Source organism: Streptomyces sp. PKA51, assembly GCF_057552455.1.
The window spans coordinates 62,293-83,266 of sequence record NZ_BAAJPZ010000010.1; the positions used below are offsets into that span (position 1 = coordinate 62,293).

At 71.2% G+C, this 20,974-nt stretch carries 14 protein-coding genes; 3 read left to right on the top strand and 11 right to left on the bottom strand.

What is annotated here, in order from left to right; all coding sequences use genetic code 11:
• Positions 1 to 4 precede the first annotated feature (4 nt).
• Positions 5 to 718 carry a hydrogen peroxide-dependent heme synthase gene (hemQ, locus tag AC27L3_RS17145; protein WP_365967051.1) on the top strand — a complete coding sequence of 238 codons (714 nt, stop codon included), beginning with the start codon at positions 5 to 7 and terminating at the stop codon, positions 716 to 718.
• 102 nt (positions 719 to 820) lie between these two features.
• On the opposite strand, the gene AC27L3_RS17150 is transcribed toward hemQ, so the two are convergent.
• Both AC27L3_RS17150 and AC27L3_RS17155 read right to left on the bottom strand, forming a co-directional pair.
• Positions 821 to 2,365 carry an alpha/beta hydrolase gene (locus AC27L3_RS17150; protein ID WP_487234882.1) on the bottom strand — a complete coding sequence of 515 codons (1,545 nt, stop codon included), beginning with the start codon at positions 2,363 to 2,365 and terminating at the stop codon, positions 821 to 823.
• 269 nt (positions 2,366 to 2,634) lie between these two features.
• Positions 2,635 to 3,660, bottom strand: coding sequence for a PLL family lectin (locus AC27L3_RS17155; protein ID WP_487234883.1), 1,026 nt, complete (start codon positions 3,658 to 3,660; stop codon positions 2,635 to 2,637).
• Positions 3,661 to 3,786: 126 nt separating this feature from the next.
• Between AC27L3_RS17155 and AC27L3_RS17160 the strand changes: the two genes are divergently transcribed.
• Positions 3,787 to 4,179 carry a PIN domain-containing protein gene (locus tag AC27L3_RS17160; RefSeq protein ID WP_487234884.1) on the top strand — a complete coding sequence of 131 codons (393 nt, stop codon included), beginning with the start codon at positions 3,787 to 3,789 and terminating at the stop codon, positions 4,177 to 4,179.
• 29 nt (positions 4,180 to 4,208) lie between these two features.
• Here the strand turns inward: AC27L3_RS17160 and AC27L3_RS17165 are convergent, their stop codons facing one another.
• From AC27L3_RS17165 to ngcE, 9 genes are all read right to left on the bottom strand, one after another.
• Complete coding sequence (locus AC27L3_RS17165) at positions 4,209 to 5,753, bottom strand: amino acid permease (protein ID WP_487234885.1); 1,545 nt, start codon at positions 5,751 to 5,753, stop codon at positions 4,209 to 4,211.
• 202 nt (positions 5,754 to 5,955) lie between these two features.
• Complete coding sequence (gene dxs / locus AC27L3_RS17170) at positions 5,956 to 7,893, bottom strand: 1-deoxy-D-xylulose-5-phosphate synthase (RefSeq protein ID WP_487234886.1); 1,938 nt, start codon at positions 7,891 to 7,893, stop codon at positions 5,956 to 5,958.
• A gap of 445 nt (positions 7,894 to 8,338) precedes the next feature.
• Complete coding sequence (locus AC27L3_RS17175; RefSeq protein WP_487234887.1) at positions 8,339 to 9,634, bottom strand: sugar ABC transporter permease; 1,296 nt, start codon at positions 9,632 to 9,634, stop codon at positions 8,339 to 8,341.
• Entirely contained in the window at positions 9,631 to 10,434 is an 804-nt protein-coding gene (locus AC27L3_RS17180) for an ATP-binding cassette domain-containing protein (protein WP_487234888.1), read from the bottom strand. The genes AC27L3_RS17175 and AC27L3_RS17180 overlap by 4 nt, the downstream gene beginning before the upstream one ends.
• Before the next feature lie 4 nt (positions 10,435 to 10,438).
• Complete coding sequence (locus tag AC27L3_RS17185; protein ID WP_487234889.1) at positions 10,439 to 11,545, bottom strand: substrate-binding domain-containing protein; 1,107 nt, start codon at positions 11,543 to 11,545, stop codon at positions 10,439 to 10,441.
• 166 nt (positions 11,546 to 11,711) lie between these two features.
• Positions 11,712 to 12,911, bottom strand: a complete 1,200-nt coding sequence (locus tag AC27L3_RS17190) for an ROK family transcriptional regulator (RefSeq protein WP_487234992.1) — start codon at positions 12,909 to 12,911, stop codon at positions 11,712 to 11,714.
• 215 nt (positions 12,912 to 13,126) lie between these two features.
• Complete coding sequence (locus AC27L3_RS17195) at positions 13,127 to 14,077, bottom strand: carbohydrate ABC transporter permease (protein WP_487234890.1); 951 nt, start codon at positions 14,075 to 14,077, stop codon at positions 13,127 to 13,129.
• Entirely contained in the window at positions 14,077 to 14,994 is a 918-nt protein-coding gene (locus tag AC27L3_RS17200; protein WP_487234891.1) for a carbohydrate ABC transporter permease, read from the bottom strand. The genes AC27L3_RS17195 and AC27L3_RS17200 overlap by 1 nt, the downstream gene beginning before the upstream one ends.
• A 12-nt stretch (positions 14,995 to 15,006) precedes the next feature.
• Positions 15,007 to 16,437, bottom strand: a complete 1,431-nt coding sequence (ngcE, locus tag AC27L3_RS17205; protein WP_487234892.1) for an N-acetylglucosamine/diacetylchitobiose ABC transporter substrate-binding protein — start codon at positions 16,435 to 16,437, stop codon at positions 15,007 to 15,009.
• 378 nt (positions 16,438 to 16,815) lie between these two features.
• On the opposite strand from ngcE, the gene AC27L3_RS17210 reads away from it, so the two are divergent.
• Positions 16,816 to 20,685 (top strand): GH92 family glycosyl hydrolase, encoded by a 3,870-nt coding sequence (locus AC27L3_RS17210; RefSeq protein ID WP_487234893.1) that lies wholly within the window; start codon positions 16,816 to 16,818, stop codon positions 20,683 to 20,685.
• Positions 20,686 to 20,974: the final 289 nt, after the last annotated feature.

Below are 20,974 nucleotides of genomic sequence, written 5' to 3' on the forward strand. Positions count from 1 at the left end.
AGCCATGACTGACGCGCAGAAGATCCCGAACGCCGGCAAGAAGGCCAAGGACCTCAACGAGGTCATCCGCTACACCCTCTGGTCGGTGTTCAAGCTGCGCGACGTGCTGCCGCAGGACCGCGCCGGCTGGGCCGACGAGGTCGAGGAGCTCTTCGCCCAGCTCGCCGAGAAGGACGTCACGGTGCGCGGCACCTACGACCTGTCGGGCCTGCGGGCCGACGCCGACGTGATGATCTGGTGGCACTCGGAGACCTCCGACGCCCTCCAGGACGCCTACAACCGCTTCCGCCGCACGCGGCTGGGCCGGGCGCTGGAGCCGGTGTGGTCGAACATGGCCCTGCACCGCCCGGCGGAGTTCAACAAGTCGCACATCCCGGCGTTCCTCGCCGACGAGACCCCGCGCGACTACGTCAGCGTCTACCCGTTCGTGCGCTCGTACGACTGGTACCTGCTGCCCGACGAGGACCGCCGCCGCATGCTGGCCGACCACGGCAAGATGGCCCGCGGCTACCCCGACGTCCGCGCGAACACGGTCGCCTCGTTCTCCCTGGGCGACTACGAGTGGATCCTGGCCTTCGAGGCGAACGACCTGTACCGCATCGTGGACCTGATGCGCCACCTGCGCGCCTCCGAGGCCCGCATGCACGTGCGCGAGGAGGTCCCCTTCTACACCGGCCGCCGCAAGGCCGTGGCGGACCTGATCGCCGGCCTGGCCTGACCCGCAACGCCCACCGCCCCTGTCCCACCGAGGTGGGACAGGGGCGGCCCCTTTTTCATGCCGCTTTTTATGCCGTTTTCATGCCGGTTTTCATGCCGGTTTTCATGCCGGGTGCGGCTCCGCCCGCCCGGCGCAGGTGACGTCGTGGGCGGGCACCTCGCCGGTGAGCAGGTAGCGCTCCAGGTGCCGGTTGACGCAGGTGTTGGGGCCGCCGCCGATGCCGTGCGTGCCGGCGCCGCGCTCGGTCACCAGCGCCGAGCCCGCCAGCCGCTTGTGCAGCTCCAGTGCCCCCTTGTACGGGGTCGCCGCGTCCCGCTCGGCCGCCAGCAGCAGGGTGGGCGGCAGGCCCGAACCGCGCGGCATGCGGATGTCGAGAGGGCGCTGCCGCGGCGCCTGCCAGAAGGCACAGGGCAGGTTCAGGAAGGCGTTGCTCCAGGTCTCGAACGGCGCGCGGGCGGCGACGCGCGTGTTGTCGCGGTTCCAGCGCTCCCACGCGTGCGGCCACGGCGCGTCGTTGCACTCGACGGTGGTGTAGACGGCGTTCTCGTTGTCCGCGGAGTGGCCGGCGGCCCCGCCGGCCAGGGCGAGCAGCGGCCGTTCGTCGCCGTCGAGGTAGGCGGAGAGCGCGTCGGCGTCGCGCGCCCAGTAGCTGTCGGAGTAGCCGGCCTTGAGGAAGACGGCCTGCAGCTGGGCGGGGCCGACCACGCCGCCGGCGGGGTGGTCGGCGAGGTCGTCGGCGGCGTCCTCGTAGGAGTCGAGCACCTCCTCGGCCGTGCGGCCGAGCCCGTAGACGGAGTCGTGGCGGGCGGCCCAGCGGCGCCAGTCGCCGAAGCGCCGTTCGAAGGCGAGGGACTGGTCGAGGTTGTTGCCGTACCAGATCTTGCGGGGGTCGGGGTTGACGACGCTGTCGAAGACCATGCGGCGCACGTGCGTGGGGAACATCGCTGCGTACAGGGCGCCGAAGTAGGTGCCGTAGGAGGCCCCGACGTAGGTGAGCTTCTTCTGGCCGAGCGCGGCGCGCAGGACGTCGAGGTCGCGGGCGTTGTTGAGGCTGGTGAAGTGCTGCAGGGCGGAGCCGTTGCGCCGGGCGCAGGCGCCGGCGTAGGCGCGGGCCTTGGCGATCTGGCGCTTCTTGTACTCCTCGCTGGGGTGCTCCGGGGCCTGCAGGGAGGCGCCGGAGCGGGCGGAGCCGAGGCAGGTCAGCGGGGCGGAGCGGCCGACGCCGCGCGGCGCGTAGCCGACGAGGTCGTAGGCGTCGGCGACGGCGCGCCACTGGGGCAGGCGGGCGAGCAGCGGGTAGAACATGCCGTTGCCGCCCGGGCCGCCGGGGTTGAAGACGATGGCGCCCTGCCGGGGGGCTCCCCCGCCCAGGGCGCGGGAGCGGCTGACGGTGAGGTTGATCTGTTTGCCGTCGGGGTGGGCGTAGTCCAGCGGAACGGTGACGGTGCCGCACTCGATGGGAGCCGAGAGTCCCTCGACGGCGGGGCAGTCGTCGAAGTCGACGCCCCGCGCGGCGGCCCGCTTGGCGGCGAGGGCGACGCCGCGGGCCTCGGCGGCGTCGAGGCCGTGCGCCGGGGCGGAGGGGACGCCGGTGAGCCCGGTGAGGAGGAGGGATCCGAGGGTTCCGTACAGGACTGCTGCTCTCACGGGGCACTATCCCTTCATATGAAATACGACAAAAGGGATAGTCAAGTCGCCAGTTGGCGAAGTAAAGCACCGCACTGCGATGTCGGCCCGGATGCGCCCGAAGGGACCCCGGCCTCATCCGCCCGGCCCCGCCCCGCGCCCGGGCCCCTACGGGGCGCAGTGGGCTGGTGCAGTGCCCCGTCAGGGGCGCGGGGAACTGCGCGACAAGCCACGATGCGCCCGCAGACGGGGAGCCGTGCCGCGCCCCTACGGGGGCCGGACAGGCCGCCCTAGACCCGCGCCCAGGCGCCGAACGTCGCGCCGTCCTCGCCGCGGCGGTGGGTGAGGCACAGGCCGCCGTCGGGGGCGATCGCCGCGAGGGTCAGGCGGCCGGCGCCGTCGTGGGCGAGGGCCGGGGCGCCGACGCAGTCGGCTCCGGTGTCGCTCCACGAGACGTCGCCCGGCTCGGCGCCGAGCCGGTAGGCGGCCACCTGCACCCGGCCGGAGTCGGCGCGCTGGGCCAGGACGCCGTCGAGGGCCGCCACCGGGCCGCTGCCGCCGCCCAGGGAGGGCAGGGCGCGGACGTCGTCGCCGATGCGGACGTGCAGGACGCCGTCGCCCTCGCTGCGCCAGAAGTGGGCGATGCGGCCCTCGCCGGCGGGGGCGGAGGAGAAGGAGCCGGGGACCGCCTTCACGGCGGTGTTCGCGGTGCGCTGCGGCTGGGTGCCGGGCTCCTCCTGGCGCCAGCGCAGGACGTGGTCGGGCCCGGGCACGGCCAGTTCGATGCGCCCGTCGTCGGTGACGGCGGCGGAGCCGGAGTCGGCGACGCGGCTGCCGGCGAGGTCCAGCCAGGGGCCCCAGATGCCGCGGGCGTCCTGGCGGCGGCCGCTGACGCCGCCGCCGGCGTTGCGGAAGTACAGGTGCAGGCCGGTGGTGTCGGCGGCGGCGACGGGGAAGCCGATCCGCCCGGCCTTGTCCCAGTCGCGGCCGTACGGGGTGCCGATGGTGCGCCAGTTCGTCATGGCGCGGCCCGACTGGAACTGCGTGGAGTACACCACGTCCGTCTCGGTGCGGCCGTCCTCGTGCGTACGGCGGCGCAGGCCGGCGACGTAGACGTAGCCCTCGGCGCTGCGGGCTATGGACAGGTGGGGCTCCAGGCCGGGCACCTCCAGGTGCTGGGGGCCGGTCCACTCGGGGCCGCCGGGCCGGTTCTGGGTCCAGCGCAGGAGCCCGCCGGAGGCCGGGGCGTAGGCCGTCAGGCGGCCGTCCCCGCCCCGCAGCAACCAGCCGGTGGTGATGGCCGTGCGCACTGCCATGACTCGCTGACCAGCCTTCCTCGGGACAGTGGTGCCCTCATCGTCGCGATGTTGCCGAACCCTGACGATAACACTGTCCTGAGCTGGGGTTTTGGGGGCAGCGAGGGCCATGGAAGGCTGGTGTGCATGCGTGCTCTTCTCATCGTGGATGCGGCAAATGTCGTGGGTTCGGTGCCCGACGGCTGGTGGCGCGACCGGCGCGGGGCGACCGAGCGGCTGCGGGAGCGCCTGGTGACGTACGCCGCCGGGGGGCTGCCCGGGCCGGTCGCGGATCCGCCGCTGCCGGGCCCGCTGGAGGTGGTGCTCGTGGTGGAGGGCGCGGCCCGGGGCGTGGCGTCCGTGCCCGGGGTGCGGGTGGTGGCGGCGGAGGGCAGCGGGGACGACCGCATCGTGGCGCTGGTGGCGCAGCGGGAGCCGGGGCGGCGCTGCGCGGTGGTCACGGCGGACCGTGAGCTGCGCGAGCGGGTGCGGGCGCAGGGCGCGCAGGTGCTCGGCCCGCGCGCGGTGCGGCCGGCGTAGGGCCGTACCGCGCGCGGGGAGGGACCGTTTCAGACCGTGGGCGCCGTCGGGCTCTCGCCCTGGCCCAGCCGGCTGCGGCGCCGGCCGTGGGCGAAGTACACGACGACGCCGAGGGCCATCCACACGGCGAACCGCAGCCAGGTCTCGGCGGGCAGGTTGAGCATGAGCCACAGCGAGGCCAGGACGGACAGCACGGGGACGGCGGGCACGAACGGGGTGCGGAAGGCGCGCGGCAGGTCGGGGCGGGTGCGGCGCAGGATGATCACGCCGAGGGCGACGACGACGAAGGCGAAGAGGGTGCCGATGTTGACCAGCTCGGCCAGCACGTCGATCGAGGTGAAGCCGGCCACGACGGCGACGACGACGCCCAGCAGGACGGTGGAGCGGTACGGCGTGCCGTAGCGCGGGTGGACGGTGGAGAAGAAGCGGGGCAGCAGCCCGTCGCGGCTCATGGCGAAGAACACCCGGCTCTGCCCGAGCAGCAGGATCATGCACACGGAGGTCAGGCCGACGGCCGCGCCGAAGCTGATCAGCCCGGCCCAGAAGGGCGCGCCGGCGGCCTTGAAGGCGTCGGCGAGCGGGGCGTCGGTGGACAGCTCGCTGTACTTCTGCATGCCGGTGACGACGATGGAGACGGCCACGTAGAGCACGGTGCAGATGGCGAGCGAGCCGAGGATGCCGCGGGGCACGTCGCGCTGGGGGTTGCGGGTCTCCTCGGCTGCGGTGGCGACGATGTCGAAGCCGATGAAGGCGAAGAAGACGACGGCCGCCGCGGCGAAGATGCCCATGACGCCGAAGTCGGACGGGGTGAACCCGAAGATCAGCTCGATCAGGGGGGCGGCGAGCCCGTTGCCGCCGGCGGCGGGCTTCGAGGGCGGGACGAACGGGTGGTAGTTGGCCCCGCTGACGTAGAAGGAGCCGGCGATGATGACGATGAGCACCACGGTGACCTTGACGCCGACGACCACGGCGGTCACGCGTGAGGAGAGCTTCATGCCGGCGACGAGGATGCCGGTCAGGGCCAGGACGAGCACGCAGGCCAGCACGTCGAAGCCGAAGCCGCCGTCGTGCGAGCCGGTCAGGGCCTGGGGCAGGTGCCAGCCGGCGTTGTCCAGCAGCGAGCGGATGTAGCTGGACCAGCCGACGGCGACCACGGCGCAGCCCAGCGCCAGCTCCAGGATGAGGTCCCAGCCGATGATCCAGGCGGGCAGCTCGCCCAGCGAGGCGTAGGAGAAGGTGTACGCCGAGCCGGCGACCGGCACGGTGGAGGCGAACTCGGCGTAGCACAGGGCGGCCAGTGCGCAGGCCACGCCGGCGACGACGAAGGCCACGGCGACGGAGGGGCCGGCGTTCTCCTTGGCGACCTTGCCGGTGAGGACGAAGATGCCGGTGCCGATGACGACACCGACGCCGAAGACGGTGAGGTCGAAGGCCGACAGGTCCCGGCGCAGCGTGTGTTCCGGTTCCTCGGTGTCCTGGATGGACTGTTCCACCGTCTTCGTACGGAACAGGCCGCTGCGGCCCCACCCACCGCGGCCCTCCCGCGCGCCCGTCGGACCGTGCTGTGCGCTCATCGGCTCACCTCCACCTGGTCGGCATCGCTCGTCCACCCGAACTGGGCGAGTGTCCGCGATGATCCGGGCCCGGAAGGGGTGAGCACGGCCACGCCGCCGCGGATTCACCCGATGGAGGGCAGGGCCGTCCATGCCGAAAGGGCCGACCGGACCACGCGAGGTGGTACCGGCCGGCCCTGGGGTGCCCGGCGGTGGGGGGACGTCAGTCGCGCACGACCTCGGCGGTGTCGGTGTCGCCGGGGGCGGGCTGCTCCAGGCGGCCGTCGAGGGTGGCGACGAGGCCGGTGACCTGGCGGGCGATGTCGGGGGCGGTGAGCCCGATCTCCGCCATGATCTCCTTGCGGGAGGCGTGGTCGAGGAAGCGCGGCGGGATGCCGAAGTCGCGCAGCGGCAGGTCGACCCCGGCGTCGCGCAGGGCCTGGGCGACCGCCGAGCCGACGCCGCCGACGCGGCCGTTGTCCTCGACGGTGACGACGACGCGGTGCTCGGCGGCGAGGCCGGGCAGCGCCTCGTCGACGGGCTTGACCCAGCGCGGGTCGACGACGGTGGTGGTGATGCCCTGCTTGTCGAGGAGGTCGGCGATCTCCAGGCACATGGGGGCGAGGGCGCCGACGGAGACGAGCAGGACGTCCGGGCGCACGACGTCCTCGGCGGGCCGGCGCAGCACGTCCATGCCGCCGACGCGGCCGACGGCCTCGACGGCCGGGCCGACGGTGCCCTTGGAGTAGCGCACGACGGTGGGGGCGTCCTTGACCTCGACGGCCTCGCGGAGCTGGGCGCGCAGCTGGTCGGCGTCGCGCGGGGCGGCGATCCGCAGGCCGGGGACGACCTGCAGGATCGACATGTCCCACATGCCGTTGTGGGAGGCGCCGTCGTCGCCGGTGACGCCGGCGCGGTCCAGGACGAAGGTGACGCCGCAGTTGTGCAGGGCGACGTCCATCAGGACCTGGTCGAAGGCACGGTTGAGGAAGGTGGCGTAGACGGCGAAGACCGGGTGCAGGCCGCCGGTGGCCAGGCCCGCCGCGGAGGTGGCGGCGTGCTGCTCGGCGATGCCGACGTCGTAGACGCGGTCGGGGAAGGCCTTGGCGAACTTGCCGAGGCCGACGGGCTGCATCATGGCGGCGGTGATGGCGACGATGTCGGCGCGCTCGCGGCCGAGCTCGACCATCTCGTCCGCGAAGACCGAGGTCCAGCTGGCGCCGCCGGAGGCGACGGGCAGGCCGGTGTCGGGGTGGATGGCCCCGATGCCGTGGAAGCGGTCGGCCTCGTTCTGCTCGGCGTGCTTGTAGCCGCGGCCCTTCTGGGTGAGGCAGTGCACAAGGACGGGGCCGTTGAAGCGCTTGGCGCGCTGCAGGGCCGACTCCAGGGCCTGGATGTCGTGGCCGTCGATGGGGCCGACGTACTTCAGGCCCAGGTCCTCGAACATGCCCTGGGGGGCGATGAAGTCCTTCAGGCCCTTCTTGGCGCCGTGCAGCGTCTCGTAGAGGGGCTTGCCGACGACGGGGGTGCGCTCCAGGAGGTCCTTGCCGCGGGCGAGGAAGCGCTCGTAGCCGTCGGTGGTGCGCAGGGTGGCCAGGTGGTTGGCGAGGCCGCCGATGGTGGGCTCGTAGGAGCGCTCGTTGTCGTTGACGACGATGACGAGCGGGCGGTCCTTGGCGACGGCGATGTTGTTCAGCGCCTCCCAGGCCATGCCGCCGGTCAGGGCGCCGTCGCCGATGACGGCGACGACGTGGTCCTTGCGGCCGAGCACCTGGTTGGCCTTGGCCAGGCCGTCGGCCCAGCCCAGCACGGTGGAGGCGTGGCTGTTCTCGATGACGTCGTGCGCCGACTCGGCCCGCGAGGGGTAGCCGGACAGGCCGCCCTTGCTGCGCAGCCTGGAGAAGTCCTGGCGGCCGGTGAGCAGCTTGTGCACGTACGCCTGGTGGCCGGTGTCGAAGAGGACCTTGTCCCGCGGCGAGTCGAAGACCCGGTGCAGGGCGATGGTGAGCTCCACCACGCCGAGGTTGGGACCGAGGTGACCGCCGGTCTTGGAGACCGCCTCGACCAGGAAGGAGCGGATCTCCGCGGCCAGCCGGTCGAGCTGCTCCGGGCTCAGCCGGTCCAGGTCGCGTGGTTCCCTGATGCGGGTCAGCAGGGCCACCCGTGCCTCCTTCATCGAGCTGTCGGCTTGTAGAAGCTTGCAAAAGAAGCCTGAAGCTTCTAGATCCGTCGAGTCTAATGTTCCGCCCGCAGTGCCGGTGAACGGGTGATGCGAGGTATGTCACGCGATCGGCGTAGGGGGCGCGCAAACCGCCCGAAGCCGCCCGGCGACGGGCACGGCAGCCGCCGCGTGGGCGCGACACGGCGCCCCGTCCGCGGGCGCATCGTGGCTTGTCGCGCAGTTCCCCGCGCCCCTACGGGGCGCCCCGTAGGGGCGCGGGGCCGTGTCGATCTGCGGCTGCCGCCGCGTGGGCGCGATCGGCCACCGACGGCCCGCAGCCGACGAGCCGGCGCCTGCGCCCACGCGACCGCAGCCGCAAGATCGGCGCATCCCCGCGCCCCTTGCGGGGCGCGGGGATGCGCGACGAAGACCCGCCGGACAGACCCTAGGCGCGGCCGGCGGTCTTCTGCGTGCGCCGGGAGACCGAGTCGATCACGACGGCGGCGAGCAGCACCGCGCCGGTGATCATGTACTGCACGGCCGAGGCGATGCCCAGCAGCGCCATGCCCGAGGCGATGGACTGGATCACGAGCACGCCCAGCAGCGCCGACCAGGTCTTGCCCCGGCCGCCGAAGAGGCTGGTGCCGCCGATGACGGCCGCGGCGATGGCGTTCATGAGCAGGCTGCCGGCGCCGGAGGACTGGTTGGCGGCGTTGATCTGGGAGGCCAGGAACATGCCGCCGAGCGCCGCCATCGTGCCCGAGAGCGCGAAGACCGAGATCCGTACGGCCGCGACGTTGATGCCGGCCCGGCGGGCCGCCTCCACGCTGCCGCCCAGGGCGAAGACCTTGCGCCCGTAGGACGTGCGGCGCAGCACCAGGTCGAGGGCGACCACGACGCCGAGGAAGATCACCACGGCCAGCGGCAGGCCCTTGTACTGGTTGAACAGCCAGGCCACCACGAAGGCCGGCACCGCCAGGGCCACGGTGCGCAACGCCACCTCGCTCAGCGGGCGGCTGGGCACCCCGGCGGCTTCCCGCCGTTTGCTGTCGCGCAGGGAGGCGAGGAAGAAGAGCACCACGGCGAGCGTGGCCAGGCCGTAGGCGGCGGAGACGTCGGCGAAGTAGTGGTTGGTCAGCGCGGCGACCAGCCCGGAGTCGTCGAGGTTGATGGTGCCGTTGGAGCCGAGCACCTGGAGCATCAGCCCGTTCCAGCCGAGCAGGCCGGCCAGGGTGACGACGAAGGCGGGCACGCCGATGCGGGCGAAGAAGAAGCCGTGCAGCGCGCCGATGAGGGTGCCGGAGAGCACCGCCGCGACCAGGGCGAGCCATTCGGGCACGCCGTGGCCCACGTTGAGCACGGCGAGGACGGCGGCGGCCAGGCCGCTGACGGAGCCCACCGACAGGTCGATCTCGCCCAGGATCAGGACGAAGACGATGCCGACGGCGATCAGGCCGGTGCCGGCGGCGGTGACGAAGAGGTTGGAGAGGTTCTCGGCACCGAGGAAGGCGGAGTCCCGCAGCTGGAAGACCAGCGCGATGACCACCAGTCCGATCACCACGGGCAGCGAGCCGAGCTCGCCGCTGCGCAGCTTGCGGCGGAATTCGCTCCAGTAACCGGCGAATCCCTCCTCGCGGACGAGCAGCCGGGGGTCGACGGCGGTGACGGCGTCGCCGGCGGCGGGCGGGGTGTCGCGGGGTTCCTCGGGGGCGCCGGCGTCCTTGGTGAGGTCGGCGGTCATCGGCCGCCCTCCTCTCCCGCGCCGTCGGCGCGACGGGCCCGGCGACGGGTCACGGCGTTGTCGGTGGCTCCGGTGATGGCGGAGATGATCTCTTCCTGGGTGGTCGTGGCCACGTCGAAGGTGCCGTTGTTGCGGCCGAGGCGCAGCACCGCGACCCGGTCGGCGACGGCCTTGACGTCGGCCATGTTGTGGCTGATGAGGATCACTCCCAGGCCGCGCTCGCGCAGCCGCTCGACGAGGTCGAGGACCTGCGCGGTCTGCTCGACGCCGAGGGCGGCCGTGGGCTCGTCGAGGATGACGATCTTGGGCTCGCCCAGCAGCGACCGGGCGATGGCCACGGTCTGCCGCTGGCCGCCGGAGAGGGAGGCGATGGGGATGCGGACGCTGGGGATGCGGATGGAGAGGGTGGCGAGCAGCTCCCGGGCGCGGCGCTCCATCTCGACCTCGTCGAGCACCCCGGCGCGGGTGATCTCGCGGCCGAGGAAGAGGTTGCCGACGACGTCGAGGTTGTCGCAGAGCGCGAGGTCCTGGTAGACGGTCGCGATGCCGAGCTCCTGGGCGGCGTGCGGCCGGTCGACGGTGACCGGCCGGCCCTCCCACTCGATGGCGCCCTCGTCGGCGGGACCGACTCCGGCGATGGTCTTGACGAGCGTGGACTTTCCGGCGCCGTTGTCGCCGACGAGGGCGACCACCTCGCCGGCATGGATCTCCAGTTCTACGTCGGTGAGGGCCTGGACGGCGCCGAACCGCTTGGAGATTCCGCGCAACGCCAGCACGGGCGTAGCGGACATGTGCGTCATCCCCCTACTTCAGTCCGGCCGCGTCGCACTGCGCCTTGTACTTCTCGGTGCAGATCTCGTCCTTGGTGAAGAAGCCCTCCTGGCCCACGTACTTGGCGACGTCGGCCTTGGTCAGGGAGAAGGGGGTCACGATGACGGCGGGGACCTTCTTCTGGGTGCCGCTGTCGACGGTGGTCTTGGCGACCGAGGCGGCGTCCTTGCCGCGGGCGAGGGCGACGGCCAGCTCGGCGGCGGCGTCGGCCTCGGGCTTGTAGGGCTTGTAGACGCTCATGAACTGCTCACCCGTCAGGATGCGCTGGACGGCGGCGAGCTCGGCGTCCTGGCCGGTGACCGGCGGGAGGGTGTCGAAGCCGGCGCTGTGCAGGGCGGTGATGATGCCGCCGGCCATGCCGTCGTTGGCGGAGTAGACGCCGACGATGTTGTCCTTGCCGAGTGCGGAGATGGCGCCCTTCATGTTCTCGTTGGCGTTCTCCGGCTTCCACTCCTTGGTGTCGTACTCCTTGCCGACCTTCACCTTCCCGTCGAGCACGGAGTGGGCGCCGTCCTTGTACATCTTGGCGTTGGGGTCGGTGATCGAGCCGTTCATCATCACGATCTGGCCCTTGCCGGCGTTGTCGCCGAGCGCCTGGAGCAGGGCCTCGCCCTGGATCTTCCCGACGCGCTCGTTGTCGACGGAGGTGTACCCCTTGATCGGGCCCTCGGCGAGACGGTCGTAGGCGACGACCGGAATGCCCTTGTCGCTCGCCTTCTTCACCGAGCTCGCTATCGACTTCGCGTCCACCGCGTCGATGATCAGCGCGTCGACCTTTTTGGTGATCATGGTGTCGACCTGCTGCTGCTGGACGGAGGCGTCCTGCTTGGCGTTCTCGTAAAGAATGACGGCGTCGGAGCCGGCGAGTTCCTTGATCTTCTTTTCGATCAGCGGCCGGTCGAAGCGCTCGTACCGCGCGGTCTGATTCTCCGGCAGCAGCAGGCCGATGGTCATCGGGCCTTTCTTGTCCGCCTTCTTCCCACCGCCACCGGCTTCCTTGGCGCTGCCGCAGGCAGCCATTCCCAGGGCCAAGGACACGGTGGCGGCGGCGACGGCCGCGCGACGCAGGTGTGCGTTCACTTGCAGATACCTCCCTGACGAGGCCGCGTCGTTGCGGCCGAGGTGGCTGGAAGTCAACTCGGACGCCAATGAAGCGTCAAGAAGTAAATCCTTAACGAGATGGCAACGATGCCATTCGTTATCTACGTGAACTCAACAGGCGCGCGGTTCGCAGGGGGGATCCGGCTCAGGCCGGCTGCGGCGCCTGCGCGGGAGGAGTGTCGTCCAAAAGGGAGGAGTCGCCCATTTCGCTGAGCACGAGCGCCAGCGCCCCGAGCACCTCGGCGCGCCCGCCCAGGGCTCCGGGGACGACCTCCACCTGCCGGGCGGCGCTGGGGATCGCGTACCGCGAGACCGACTCGCGGATGGGGGCGAGCACCAGCTCGCCCGCCTCGGCGAGGTCGCCGCCGAGGACGACCCGGCGGGGATTGAGCAGGTTGCACAGGTTCGCCACGCCACTGCCGATGTGCCGCCCGACGTCGGCGATCACCCGGCGGCAGCCGGGATCGCCGTCCGTGGCGAGCTCGACCACCCGCGGCACGGTCAGGTCGGGGCCGTGGGCCGAATGGAGCAGCGGCAGGATGTAGCGCGCCGCGGCGAAGGTCTCCAGACAGCCGCGATTGCCGCAGCGGCACACCGGCCCGGACTCGTCGAGGGTGATGTGGCCGATCTCCCCGGCGGTGCCGCCCGGGCCCCGGTAGATCTGCCCGTTGATCACCAGCCCCGCGCCGACGCCGCTGGCCACCTTGATGTACGCCAGGTCGCTCGCGCCGCGGCCCGCGCCCCACACCAGCTCGCCCAGCGCGCCGAGGTTGGCGTCGTTGTCGACGTGGACGGGGACGCCGAGCCGTGCGGTGAGGTCGTCGCGGGGGTTGGTGCCGGCCCAGCCCGGCAGGATCGCGGTCGAGCCCAGCACGCCGGACTCCACGTCGATGGGGCCGGGGACGCCCAGGCCCACTCCGATGATCTTGGACGGGTCGATGCCGGCCTTGGTCATCAGCAGCCGGACCAGGTGCTCGGCCCGGGCGAGGCCCGCCTCGGCGGAGGCGTCCACGTCCAGCGGCTCGGCGTCCTCGGCCAGCACCCGGTGGGCGAGGTTGCCGATGGCCACCCTCAGGTGAGTGTGCCCGAAGTCGACGCCGACCACGATGCCGGCGTCGCCCGCCAGCGAGACGCTGCGGGCCCGCCGGCCGCCGGAGGAGGTCGGGGTGACCTCGACCGTGCCGCCGTCCTTGAGCTCGCGGACGATGTTGGAGACCGTGGCGGCCGACAGCCCGGTACTCCGGGCGATCTCCGCCTGGGTCAGCGAGCCCGCCATCCGTACGGCCCGGACCACCCGCTCCAGGTTGGCCCGGTGCAGCGACGACTGCGACCCCGGAGTCTCCACGCCCATCCACTCCCGCCTCGCCGGGGCCGGCACGACCGCCGCCCCCGGGGCCGGGCTACGACTCTGGAGCCCGGCCATCCCTACAACATGTGAACTCTAAGCTCAGCCGCCGGGCGCTCAACCCGTCAAGGGCTTGACGTCACAGCGTAAGGGCTGGGCCACGCCCCGGCCATGCCGGGGGGCGGCCCCGGGGAACGACGGACCCCGCCGGGGGATCACTTCAGGGCACCGGCCGTCAGTCCCGTCTGCACCTGACGCTGGAAGACGATGTAGGCCGCCAGCACCGGCAGCATCGCCATGACCAGGCCGGCGAAGAGCCCGGACCAGTCGCCCTTGTAGCCCTGGCTGACGGCCAGCGCAACCAGGCCCTGGGGCAGCAGTTTCATCCGGTCGTCGCCGACGTTGAGCACGGTGGGCAGCAGGTACTGGTTCCACTGGCCGAGGAAGTTGAAGATCCCGACACTGATCAGCCCGGGCTTGGCCATCGGCAGCATGACCTGGAAGAAGGTCCGGGTGTGCGAGGCCCCGTCGATCATCGCCGCCTCGGCCACGGACGTCGGCAGCGTCCGGAAGAATCCGCTGAGGAAGAAGATCGTGAACGGCAGCGAATAGGCGATGTAGACCAGGATCAGCCCGGGATAGGTGTTCAGCAGCTGCAGGTTCTTCATGACGAAGAACAGCGGCACCAGCGCCAGGATGACGGGGAAACTCATCCCGCCGACGAAGAGGAAATAGACGAAACGGTTTCCGGGAAAGGTGAACCGGGCCAGCACATAGGCCGCCATCGAGCCGAGCAGCATCGTCCCGAAGAGCGAACCGGCCACGACGATCAGCGAATTGAGGAAGTACTCGCCCATGTGCGCCTCGGACCACGCCCGGCCCCAGGCGTCGACGTGCAGGCCGCCCGGCAGCGACCAGGGCGAGGTGAAGATCTCCTTGTCGGTCTTGAAGGCGCTCATCACCGCCCACAGCAGCGGCAGCGTCACCATCAGCGCCCACAGCAGCAGCACGCCGTGCGAGAAGACGTTCAGCACGCCGCCCTCGCCGTCCCCGCGATCCGTGCGCCGGCGCGCCGCGCCGCTGCTGCCCGCCGGCTCCCGGGTCGTGCCCACCGGCTCCCCGGTCGTACCCGCCGGCTCCCCGGCCCCGTTGGTGGTGACGGCCATCAGTACTCCAGCCTTTCGCGCCGGCCGAGCTTGAGGACGATGCCCGCGAAGAGCAGGGTGACGATGAGCAGCGCGACGCCGAGCGTGGTCGCGTAGCCGGCCTGACCGTCGCGGAACGCCTTGGTGTACAGGTAGAAGGAGAGGACCTCGGTGGAGTAGTCCGGTCCGCCGGGCCCGATGGTCATGATCTGGACGACGGCGAAGGAGTCCAGGGCCATGATGCCCATGTAGACCCAGCCCGTCTGCACCGTGTCCCACAGCAGGGGCAGGGTGATGCGGAAGAAGGTCTGCAGGCGGTTGGCGCCGTCCAGCAGCGCGGCCTCGTAGAAGTCCCGGGGAATGGCGCTCATGCCGGCCGAGAACAGCACCACGTAGAAGCCGACGTTGCTCCAGACCATCACCACCATCACGCACCACAGCGCAAGGTCCGGGTCGCCCAGCCATGCCGGGCGCACGGAGTCCAGGCCGATGGCGCCGAGGAAGGAGTTCAGGGCACCGCTGTTGGGGTTGTAGGCGAACTGGAAGAGCAGGGCGACGATGGCGATCGAGAGGACCTGCGGGAAGAAGTAGACGATTTTGTAGACGTTCGAACCGCGCACGCCGGCGATCGCCGCGTTCCTCCTGCGGCGGCCGCCGACGTTGAGCATGAAGGCGAAGAACAGCCCCAGCCCGAGTGTCACCAGCGGCAGCACCAGCAGCAGCACGACGTTGTGCCCGACAGCCGTCCAGAAGATGTCGTCCTTCCACAGCCGCCGGTAGTTCTCGAGCCCCGTCACCGTGAAGTCGGGGCTGAGGCCCGTCCAGTCCGTGAAGGAGTAGTAGATGGCCTGGAGGAAGGGCGACACGACGAAGACGCCGTAGATCGCGAGCGGCAGGACCAGGAACCCCGCGATGAAGCGGTACTTACCGTGCTGCATGGCTGCCGCCGCTCACTTGTGCCGGTACTTCTTGACGGAGCTGTCCTTCGCGGTGTCGTCGGCGAAGCGCTGGATCTTGGCGATGGCCTCGTCGGGGGTGAGCCGGCCGGCCATCATCTCGCCGAGGGCCGCCACGCCGATCTTCTCCTTCTGCAGGGCGACGTACCAGTCCTGGATGCGGGGGTTGACGACGTTCTTGCCGGCCTTGGCCAGGGCCTCCTGCGAGGAGGCGAGGCCGGACGGCAGGGTGAGGCCGTCGGTGCCGCCGTTGAAGGAGGTCAAGGAGGAGACGGACTTGATGAAGTTCTGCGAGGACTGCCTGCCCAGCATCATGCGCAGCAGTTCCATGCCGCCCTGCGGGTTCTTCGCGTTCTTCGGCACGATGAACGGCTCTCCGCCGGAGGCCCAGATGGTGCCGAACGGCATCTTGTCGCTCTTGTCGAGGCCCGACGGCGCACCGACGGCCATCCGGAAGTCCTCGGGCGTCGTCTTCTGCGACTCGTGCTCCACCCAGGACCCGTTGGGGATGAACAGGGCCTTGCCCTGGTTCCAGGCGGTCTGCGACTCGATGTGGGTCAGGCCCGGGGAGCCCTGGAGGATGTACCCCTTCCTGTACAGCTCGTAGTACGCCTCGAAGGCCGCCTTGACCGCGGGGTCCTTCCAGGCGTTCGGCTCCAGGTTGTCGATGCGGTTGAGCACCTCCACCCCGCCGATCTTCGCGATGAAGGGGTAGAGGCTGAACGGAATGTAGTAGGGGTACTTCCCGGCGTACGTCCAGCCGGCGATGCCCTTCTTCTTCGCCGCCTCGCAGACCTTGAGCATCTCGTCCCAGGTCTCGGGGTACTGCGCGTCGAGCTTGGCGAGATTGGTCTTCGAGTACCACACGCCGTAGACGGTGTAGGCGTAGTAGAGGATCCACGTCTCGTCGCCGTCGAAGCGGCCCATTTCCACGACGCCCGGGCGCAGGGTGTCGCGGACCTTCTTCGACGGGTCGTCGTAGGAGGGCGCATCCAGCAGGGCATTGAGGTCGGTGAGCTGTTTCTTGGCGACCAGGGTGCCGCTGTCCATCTGTTTGGCACCGGAGTTGTCGATGAGGTCCGGCGGGGTGCCGCCGTTGAAGCGGGGCTGGAGCTGGGTCTGGATCTCCTGGGTGGCGGAGTGCTTCACCTGGGCCTGGGGAAAGGCCTTTTTGTACGCGGCCTCGGCGTCCTTGGCGTACTGCTGCCCGAACCCGCCGTCGAAGATGACGACTTCGAGCGGTGCGGACTCGTTGACGGCGAGCGGATTGCGCGCGCTCTTGTGCCCTTTGTCGACCTGGTTGCCGCTTCCGCTGTCACCGCTGGCGCAGGCGGTCAGCAGGCTCACGGAGGGCACCGCGACGATTCCCAGGGCCGCGGCCCTGCGAATGAGGTCGCGCCGGCTGAATGCGGGGGTGGGTCCCATGCTCAAGTCCTCGCCTTCTTGGCGACTCAGGCGGTGCAGCGGTCTCCCTTGCGCATCTCGCCACCGCCGAAGGGCCGGACACCGCGGATCGGTTGAAGCCTGGTGCTGGGTGTGCGCCGGGGAATCCCCCGCGGCGCATTCGCCCGCCGCTCTCCCCCGGGGTCCGCGGAGCGGCCGATGGGCCGCTCCGGACTGTTCGACAGGTATAGTCCACTCCGATCAACTGGGCAAGATCGTAAGCAGTTTCGACCGTGACTCTTTCCCGAGTTGAGACCTCGCACCGCCCTCCCCGGACCCTTGACACCTCTGGCCCCTCACGCCCTACTTGTCTCTGCGCACGACGACTGACAACGTTGTCCGACGGCGGAGAGGCATGGGATGCCCGGGATACCCCACAGACCCCGCAGACGCGACCGGCACGAGAGAACCACCCGACTCCTTGCTCTGCTCATCGCCGCCCTCACGGTGATGACGTCCTATCAGACACTGCCCGCGAGAGCCGACGAGCACCCCGCCCCCGAGCGCTTCTCCTCGTCCTTCGAGCCCGGCGACCCGCAACCCGACTGGCTCGACACCGTCGAGACCGGCCCCGACGGCCGCCGGCGCGCCTCCGGTGTGAACGGCGACGACGCGCACGGCATACCCGGCAACGTCACCGACAAGGTCGTGGCGGTCCGGGCCAGTGGCGAGAACACCGAGGCCGGCGAGGTGAAGGAGAACCTCGTCGACGGCGAGCCCACGACCAAGTGGCTCGTCTTCCAGCCGACCGCCTGGCTGGAGTTCGACCTCACCGAGCCCGTCACGGCCGTCCGCTACGCCCTGACCTCCGCCAACGACGCCCCCGGCCGCGACCCGCGCGCCTGGACGCTCGCCGGGTCCGACGACGGCCGGAGCTGGACCACCCTGGACTCCCGCCGCGACGAGACCTTCGGCAAGCGCCTGCAGACGCGGGAGTTCACCGTCGCCGGCGACTCCCCCGGCCACCCGTACCGCCACTACCGCCTGGAGATCACCCGCAACGGCGGGGAGCCCCTCACCCAGCTCGCCGAGGTGCAGCTGGCCACCGACGCCGCGGGCACCCCGCCGCCCGCCGACATGCGCACCCGTCCCGACCGCGGCCCCACCGGCTCCCCCACGGCCAAGGCCCGGGCCGGCTTCACCGGCACCCACGCCCTGCGCTACGGCGGCACCCACCTGGCCACCGGGCGCGCCTACTCGTACAACCGCGTCTTCGCCGTGCACACCAAGGTGACGGCACGCACCGTGCTGTCGTACAAGATCTTCCCGGCCATGCCGGAGGCCGACGCCCGCTACCCGGCCACGCACGTCGCCCTCGACCTCGCCTTCAGCGACGGCACCTACCTCAGCGACCTCGGCGCCGTCGACCGGCACGGCGCCCCGCTGACCCCGCAGGGCCAGGCCGCCTCCAAGACGCTTTACCCCAACCAGTGGAACAACAAGGAGGCGCACATCGGCGCCGTCGCCGCCGGCAGGACGGTCGAGCGCATCCTGCTCGCCTACGACGCGCCGGCCGGCCCCGCGACGTTCCGCGGCTGGGTGGACGACATCGTGCTCGCCCCCGCCCCCGCCGAGCGGCCCCCGGCCCACCCGGCGGACCGGGCCCTCACCACGCGCGGCACCAACTCCGGCCCCAACTTCTCCCGCGGCAACACCTTTCCGGCCACCGCCGTACCCCACGGCTTCACTTTCTGGACCCCGGTCACCAACGCCGGCTCCCTGGACTGGCTCTACCAGTACGCCGCCGCCAACAACGCCGACAACCTGCCGACCATCCAGGCGTTCGGCGCCAGTCACGAACCCAGCCCCTGGATGGGCGACCGGCAGACGTTCCAGGTCATGCCCTCGGCCGCCGCCGGCACGCCACCCGCCGGCCGCACGGCCAGGGCCCTGCCCTTCCGCCACGAGCGCGAGAGCGCCCGCCCCCACCACTACGGGGTGACCTTCGAGAACGGCCTGAAGGCGGACATCGCCCCCACCGACCACGCGGCGATCATGCGCTTCACCTTCCCCGGCGACGACGCGTCCGTCCTGCTGGACAACGTGCGCAACCAGGGCGGGCTGACCCTCGACCCCGCCCACGCCTCCTTCAGCGGCTGGTCGGACGTCCGCAGCGGCCTGTCGACGGGCGCCGGCCGGCTCTTCGTGTACGGCGTCTTCGACGCGCCCGTCACCGCCGGCGGCATGCTGCGCGGCGACGCGGGCGACGGCGTCACCGGCTACCTGCGCTTCGCCCCCGGCCGGGACCGCACCGTGACGCTGCGCATCGCCACCTCCCTCATCGGCCTCGACCAGGCGAAGGCCAACCTCCACCAGGAGATACCCGCCGGCACCGGCTTCGCCGCCGTCCGCGACCGGGCCCGCGCCGCCTGGGACGCACTCCTCGGCCGCGTCGAGGTCGAGGGCGCCACCCGCGACCAGCTCACCACCCTCTACTCCAGCCTCTACCGCCTGTACCTGTATCCCAACTCCGGATCCGAGAACACCGGCACCCCCGCCCGCCCCCACCCGCGCTACGCCAGCCCCTTCTCCCCGCCGGCCGGCGAGCCGACCCCGACACGCACCGGTGCGAAGATCGTCGACGGGCAGGTCTACGTCAACAACGGCTTCTGGGACACCTACCGCACCGCCTGGCCCGCCTACTCCCTGCTCACCCCGCGCCGGGCCGGGCAGCTCGCCGACGGCTTCGTCCGGCAGTACAAGGACGGCGGCTGGATCTCGCGCTGGTCCTCCCCCGGCTACGCCGACCTGATGACCGGCACCAGCTCGGACGTCGCCTTCGCCGACCTCGCCGTCAAGGGCGTGCCCTTCGACGCGGAGGCGGCGTACGAGGCGGCCGTGAAGAACGCCACCGTCCTTCCCGCCGATCCCGGCACCGGCCGCAAGGGCATGGACACCTCCCCCTTCCTCGGCTGGACGAGCACCCGCACCCGCGAGGGCCTGTCCTGGACCCTGGAGGGCTGCCTCAACGACTTCGGCATCGGGCGCATGGCGCAGGCCCTGTACGCGCGCACGCACAAGGAGCGCTACCGCGAGGAATCGGAGTACTTCCTCGGGCGGGCCCGCACCTACGTCCACCTCTTCGACCGGCGCATCGGCTTCTTCCAGGGCCGCGACGCCTCCGGCGCCTGGCGGCTCGCGCCCGAGGCGTACGACCCCCGCGTGTGGGGCCACGACTACACCGAGAGCAACGGCTGGAACTTCGCCTTCGCCGTCCCCCACGACACCCGGGGACTGGGCAACCTGTACGGCGGCCGCGCCGGCCTCGCCGCCAAGCTCGACGCCTACTTCGCCACCCCCGAGACCGGCGCACCGGAGTTCGCCGGCTCCTACGGCGGCGTCATCCACGAGATGACCGAGGCCCGGGACGTCCGCATGGGCATGTACGGCCACAACAACCAGGTGCCGCACCACATCGCGTACCTCTACGACGCGGCGGGCAGGCCGTGGAAGACGCAGGAGAAGGTCCGCGAGGTCCTCACCCGGCTCTACCTCGGCAGCGAGATCGGCCAGGGGTATCCCGGCGACGAGGACAACGGGGAGATGTCGGCCTGGTACGTCTTCGGCGCGCTGGGCTTCCACCCGCTGGTGATGGGCCAGGGCGAGTACGCGATCGGGTCACCGCTGTTCACGAAGGCCACCGTCCGCATGGACAACGGCCGCACCCTCGCCGTCCGCGCCCCGCACAACAGCGCCCGCAACCTCTACGTGCAGGGCCTGCGCGTCAACGGCCGTGCGTGGAACTCGACGGCCCTGCCGCATTCCGTGCTGGCCGCGGGTGCGACCCTGGACTTCACCATGGGCCCGCGCCCCTCCCGCTGGGCGACGGCCCCGGACGCGGCCCCCACGTCGCTGACCCGGGACGATGCAGCACCGGTGCCACCGGTGGACGTCACGCTGCCGGACGGCTCGGCACTGACGGACAACACCTCCCGCACCGAGGCCTCGTTCACGGTGGCCGATTTCACGGTGCGGGAGGGCGCGCGGGTCACGTCGTACACCCTGACCTCGGCGGACCGGGCGAAGGCACCACGGGGGTGGACGCTGCAGGGCTCGGCGGACGGCACGGCATGGACACAGCTCGACCACCGCACGACGGAGCCCTTCCGATGGGACCACCAAACGCGCGCCTTCACCCTGCGCACCCCGGCGACGTACCGCCACTACCGCCTGCTGCCGGAGGGCGGGGAGCCGGCGCAACTGGCGGAGGTGGAACTGCTGGGGCGGTGAAGTGCCGGAGGCCACTCAGTGCTCACAGCAACCAGGGGACGTACATCATCTAAGGGGTGGTAAGCGGACAGGTCGCTGGTTGCCTACCACATGACATTCAGTCACCTAGACCCTCACTTGTCGGACTGACGAGGCATCACCCGCCTTTCCCGGCAGGTCGTCCAGGTGATATCAATGGCACGAACCAGTCCGAGATCGCAGGGTGCAAAGCCTGCTGGGCCGGGACAGCGGACGTTGGGGAACTGCCCAGCTCTCGGCCCTCTCGTCGGACGGTCCACCTTGCATCGGT

Excerpts from the sequence above, each read along its gene's own strand:
- hemQ (WP_365967051.1), top strand. The coding sequence starts at position 5 with ATGACTGACGCGCAGAAGATCCCGAACGCCGGCAAGAAGGCCAAGGAC.
- AC27L3_RS17155 (WP_487234883.1), bottom strand. The coding sequence starts at position 3,660 with ATGGCAGTGCGCACGGCCATCACCACCGGCTGGTTGCTGCGGGGCGGG.
- AC27L3_RS17160 (WP_487234884.1), top strand. The coding sequence starts at position 3,787 with ATGCGTGCTCTTCTCATCGTGGATGCGGCAAATGTCGTGGGTTCGGTG.
- AC27L3_RS17165 (WP_487234885.1), bottom strand. The coding sequence starts at position 5,753 with ATGAGCGCACAGCACGGTCCGACGGGCGCGCGGGAGGGCCGCGGTGGG.
- AC27L3_RS17175 (WP_487234887.1), bottom strand. The coding sequence starts at position 9,634 with ATGACCGCCGACCTCACCAAGGACGCCGGCGCCCCCGAGGAACCCCGC.
- AC27L3_RS17180 (WP_487234888.1), bottom strand. The coding sequence starts at position 10,434 with ATGACGCACATGTCCGCTACGCCCGTGCTGGCGTTGCGCGGAATCTCC.
- AC27L3_RS17195 (WP_487234890.1), bottom strand. The coding sequence starts at position 14,077 with ATGGCCGTCACCACCAACGGGGCCGGGGAGCCGGCGGGTACGACCGGG.
- AC27L3_RS17200 (WP_487234891.1), bottom strand. The coding sequence starts at position 14,994 with ATGCAGCACGGTAAGTACCGCTTCATCGCGGGGTTCCTGGTCCTGCCG.
- ngcE (WP_487234892.1), bottom strand. The coding sequence starts at position 16,437 with ATGGGACCCACCCCCGCATTCAGCCGGCGCGACCTCATTCGCAGGGCC.
- AC27L3_RS17210 (WP_487234893.1), top strand. The coding sequence starts at position 16,816 with ATGCCCGGGATACCCCACAGACCCCGCAGACGCGACCGGCACGAGAGA.